This window comes from Rhodococcus sp. CX (assembly GCF_015865005.1).
In the GTDB taxonomy this organism is placed as follows: domain Bacteria; phylum Actinomycetota; class Actinomycetes; order Mycobacteriales; family Mycobacteriaceae; genus Rhodococcus.
The window spans coordinates 54,428-58,408 of sequence record NZ_JADZGH010000020.1; the positions used below are offsets into that span (position 1 = coordinate 54,428).

General features: G+C 68.1%; 5 protein-coding genes. 3 read left to right on the forward strand and 2 right to left on the reverse strand.

What is annotated here, in order from left to right; genetic code table 11:
- Window positions 1-321 precede the first annotated feature (321 nt).
- Window positions 322-1,095 (forward strand): sulfite exporter TauE/SafE family protein, encoded by a 774-nt coding sequence (locus I0Q12_RS01785; protein WP_197250320.1) that lies wholly within the window; start codon window positions 322-324, stop codon window positions 1,093-1,095.
- 159 nt (window positions 1,096-1,254) lie between these two features.
- Here the strand turns inward: I0Q12_RS01785 and I0Q12_RS01790 are convergent, their stop codons facing one another.
- Window positions 1,255-2,241: an AvrD family protein gene (locus I0Q12_RS01790; RefSeq protein ID WP_248672990.1), complete on the reverse strand. Its 987-nt coding sequence runs from the start codon at window positions 2,239-2,241 to the stop codon at window positions 1,255-1,257.
- A gap of 31 nt (window positions 2,242-2,272) precedes the next feature.
- Here I0Q12_RS01790 and I0Q12_RS31695 point away from each other — a divergent pair, with 31 nt between their 5' ends.
- Entirely contained in the window at window positions 2,273-2,521 is a 249-nt protein-coding gene (locus tag I0Q12_RS31695; RefSeq protein WP_231609820.1) for a hypothetical protein, read from the forward strand.
- A gap of 85 nt (window positions 2,522-2,606) precedes the next feature.
- The gene (locus tag I0Q12_RS01795; RefSeq protein WP_197250354.1) at window positions 2,607-3,365 is read left to right on the forward strand and encodes an HAD-IIA family hydrolase; all 759 of its coding nucleotides are present in this window, start codon (window positions 2,607-2,609) and stop codon (window positions 3,363-3,365) included.
- 99 nt (window positions 3,366-3,464) lie between these two features.
- Here I0Q12_RS01795 and I0Q12_RS01800 read toward each other — a convergent pair.
- On the reverse strand, window positions 3,465-3,981 hold a 517-nt coding region (locus I0Q12_RS01800), incomplete at its 5' end, for an MspA family porin (RefSeq protein WP_231609821.1).

Here is a 3,981-nt window from a genome sequence, read left to right on the forward strand (position 1 = left end):
GGCGGAATCCCGGAAGTCGGATGTGGGGACCGGACTGTCAGCGACAGCGGCACGAGGCGCCGCGGCACAGATCGATGTGCCGTCGGCGCCAGGACGCGCGTTCGTTGCTGCTCATGGTCGGACCTTCCCTCGGTCCCCTCGGGAGCGGCGACCGTAGAACAAGAGATTGGGCCCGAGCGCCGTCCGGGTCACTGATTGAAATCCGGATGATTCGAACACACCCCGGATTTCACCCCCTCGTCCACGTCACCCGGGATGAGGACACCGGGTGCAGGGGTGGACGGTGAAGGTCGACGGCAGCCCATCCGTAGACTGCGGTCGGTGACTGCGTTCGAACTGTTCCTCGTCGCCCTGGCCGGTCTGGGTGCCGGCGCGATCAATGCCCTCGTCGGCTCCGGCACCCTCATCACGTTCCCGACCCTCGTCGCGTTCGGGGTACCACCGGTGACCGCGACGATGTCGAACGCGGTCGGGCTCGTCGCCGGTGGGGTGTCGAGCACATGGGGCTATCGGCGCGAACTGCGCGGGCAGTGGCCGCGGTTGCGGTGGCAGATCCCCGCGTCGCTGTCGGGTGCCATGCTCGGGGCGTGGTTGCTGTTGCACCTGCCGGAGTCGGCATTCGAGACGATCGTGCCCGTGCTCATGGTGCTGGCGCTGACACTCGTGGTGCTGCAACCGAAGCTGCAGAAGTGGGTGCTGAAGCGGGCGGGCGGAACCGCCGACGAGCACATCGGCCCGGTGCGCCTGTCGATCCTCGTCGCAGGGACGTTCGCGGTCGGCGTCTACGGCGGCTACTTCACTGCGGCACAGGGCATTCTGCTCATGGGACTGTTCGGGGCGCTGCTGCACGACAACATCCAGCGGCAGAACGCGGCGAAGAACCTGCTCTCCCTGCTGGTCAACATCGTCTCGGCGACCACCTACACGCTCGTCGCGTTCGACCGGATCAACTGGGGGGTCGCCGGCGTCATCGCGGTCGGCTCGCTGATCGGCGGGGCGCTGGGATCACGCTACGGCCGTCGACTGTCCCCGGCCGCGCTGCGCGGCGTCATCGTCGTCGTCGGCCTCATCGGGTTGTATCGCCTGCTCGCGTGATCCCGGCGGAACCGTCCGCCCTGTCGGCACTTCGGCACCCCCCAGTGCCGAAGTGCCGACGTCCGCCGGTCAGTACCTGAGCGCGTAGGCGAGTCGCCGCCGGAGCGACTTCCTCCGCTGCGTGGGTCGGGTCGGATACCAGCACGGCGATCCGCGCAGTCACGAGTGATCCCCTCGCGTCGGTAACCGGTGGGCGAGCAGACAGGAGCCGGTGACACCACCGAAGTGGGTGACCGCGAGACCGGCACTGCGCCAGATGGCATCTCCCCGATCGATCGTCGACAGCCGGCGCACCCGCACCTGTCCGCGGAACGGCCGGCGGGCGTCGCGATCGGGTCCGGCCGCGAAGAGTTCCAGTTTCCGCAGACACAGCGCGTTGCTCGTGGTGCGGTCGAGGCGGTAGAGCAACACCTGGGACAACTGCGCGGCACCGAGTACGGCATCGATCACCGAAATCGACCGAGGCCACGCGGTTTCGGCGCCGCCGAAGGCAGTAGTGGTGTCGATGTCGATCTCCACGGCCGCGGTGACGGAGTCGTCCTCGACGGTGAGGTCCCGCGCGGTGAGAGTGTGCGACTTGTAACCGCCGAGATAGAACGACGACACCGTCGCCGCCGACGGTCCGGGTACCCGGTCCGTACCACTGCCGTACTGCTCCCCGACTCCGACCGGGTGGACCAGTGTCATCGTTCCCCGCAACCGGCCGACCCGGAAGGACGCGGTGGTCGCGACGGTGCCGTCCAGAGGCGGCGCGACGCCGGTCACGACCGCCGAGACCGGGATGCGGCGCAGGTCCTCCTCCGGCTCGTTTCCGGCAGTGATCTTGGCGTGCGCCACCCAGATGCGGGCCTGCTCGTCCGGTTCGAGTCTGCGCGCATGGCTCAGTCCGGCTTCGAGCAGTGACGCGGCCAGTGCCACCGTGTCGACGAACGACACGTGCGGGACGAGTTCTGTCGAACCCTTCTCCGACCAGCCTCGGGGGTAGTCGAGAACCGCGACGGCGCGGTGCTCGGTTCCCGGCCCGGTGGATCGGCCCAGATCCAGGTCGATGAGATCGTGGTTCACGTTCTTGTAGCCGCGTCCGAAATAGCGGCCGTCGGCGGCACCCAGCACCTCGTCGAGGGACCGATGCACGGTCGGCGGCACCCCATCGAACTCCCAACAGGCCACCAGCGCGATGGGTGAAGCCCGGCGACGGGAGATCCAGGCCGGCAAGTCCGTGCCCGTGGTGCGGGAACTGCTCGAACAGGCGACCCGGTCCGGCACCGTGGTCGGCCTCGACGAGGACACCGCCGCGCGCATGATCCTCGAACTGGGGTTCTACGGTCTCGTCTCGTACGCCGACAAGCCGACGCCGGAAACCCGCGCCGTCGTCGAGCACACACTCGGCAGCTTCATCCGAGGACTGTCCGTTCGCCCTGCGTGACGCCCAGCGCCCTGGCGACCACAGATGACAAGATAGGGCGGTGAGCACACCCGAGGTCAACCCCGCCCCCGCCTGGACCTACCTGATGGACATGGACGGCGTGCTCGTCCACGAGGACGCGCTCATCCCGGGCGCGGACGCCTTCCTCAGTGAACTGCGTTCGAACGGAACGCCGTTCATGGTGCTGACCAACAACTCGATCCGGACTCCGCGCGATCTGCGCGCCCGGCTGCAGCGCACGGGACTCGACATCCCCGAAGAGTCGATCTGGACGTCGGCGCTCGCGACCGCGACGTTCCTGGCGAACCAGCGACCGGAGGGCACCGCGTACGTCGTCGGCGAATCGGGTCTGACAACGGCGCTGCACGACATCGGGTACGTGCTCACCGACAGCGACCCCGACTACGTGGTGCTCGGCGAGACCCGCACCTACTCGTTCGAGGCGATCACGACGGCCATCCGGCTCGTCGAGCGCGGCGCGCGGTTCATAGCGACGAATCCCGATCCGACCGGTCCGTCGCTCGAGGGTTCGCTTCCGGCGACCGGTGCCGTCGCAGCGCTCATCACGCGGGCAACCGGCCGTGAACCGTACTTCGTGGGCAAGCCGAACGCACTCATGATGCGGTCCGCACTGCGAGCGATCGGCGCGCACTCGGCGTCGACGGTGATGATCGGCGACCGCATGGACACCGACATCGTCGCCGGTCTGGAAGCGGGGCTTCAGACACTGCTGGTACTCACCGGCATCTCGACACGCGCGTCGGTCGATTTGTATCCCTACCGGCCCACGCGGATCATCGAATCCGTCGCAGATCTGGTGGGACGCACCACGAATCCGTTCTGACGTCGCCTTCCGGCCCCCACCGGGCCGGAAGGCGACAGCGCCCCGCCACCGAGAGGATGAGGCTCTCGGTGGCGGGGCCGACTATCTGTCAGGTGCCTGTCAGCCGATGCTGAAGGGCTGTCCCCACAGGGTGACCTGCTGGCTGGCAGTGTCGGAGGTGACGGTGACCTTCACGTAGCTGCGAGCCTCTGCCTGGCCGGCGCAACCGGTGATGCCGAGGGTCGAGTCACCCCAGGTGACGCTGCCCTGCTTGCCGGTGAACGTCATGAACGGGCGGTTGACGCGGTCGCCGAACGCGTTCTCCTGCTCGATGTCGATCACGTGGTAGTTCACGGTCTGACCGGGAGACAGGGTGACACCGACGTTGGCGTTGAGACCACCGGTGGCGTTCCTCGTGCCGGTCTGCGCCGTCATCGCACCGGTGTTCGGGTCCATGGTCGTGTTGGTGTTGCCGGTCGTGCCGCCGGTTGCGCCGGCGCCACCGGTACCGGTGATGTTGACCTGGCAGCCGACGACGTAGCCGGGCTGGATCCGGCCGCCCTTGGCGCTGGGTCCGTCGAGCTTGACCTCGGCACGGCCCGAAACCCACACGTTGCGGTGGGTCGGGGTGGCGCCG

Bases quoted from the DNA above. Each gene is read 5' to 3' on its own strand.
- I0Q12_RS31695 (WP_231609820.1), top strand. From the start codon at position 2,273: ATGGGTGAAGCCCGGCGACGGGAGATCCAGGCCGGCAAGTCCGTGCCC.
- I0Q12_RS01795 (WP_197250354.1), top strand. From the start codon at position 2,607: ATGGACATGGACGGCGTGCTCGTCCACGAGGACGCGCTCATCCCGGGC.